1 protein-coding gene is annotated in these 240 nt (G+C 63.8%); it reads left to right on the top strand.

All coding sequences use genetic code 11. The features are described from left to right. Window positions 1-240 (top strand): DUF3418 domain-containing protein (locus B3V69_RS09845; RefSeq protein ID WP_296446080.1); only part of this gene is annotated, 240 nt, incomplete at both ends.

Raw genomic sequence — 240 nt, 5'->3', positions numbered from 1 at the left:
TAAAAACGTAGCAACTCCCGCCACCCCGGCTGGCCAGCGCTACACCGCGTGGACCTTTGGCGAGCTGCCCGAGCTGCTCGAAATCCAGAAAGGCGGCCAGACCCTGATTGGCTACCCGGCGCTGATCGATGCCGGTGAGGCCGTCACGATAGAAGTGTTTGACGAACCCGATGTGGCCGCCGCCAAACACCGCGCCGGGCTGCGCCGCCTGTTTTCGCTGCAGATCAAGGACGCGCTCAA

The organism is Rhodoferax sp. UBA5149 (assembly GCF_002413825.1).
Classification (GTDB): domain Bacteria; phylum Pseudomonadota; class Gammaproteobacteria; order Burkholderiales; family Burkholderiaceae_C; genus Rhodoferax.
This window is presented reverse-complemented; position numbering and strand designations above follow the sequence as displayed.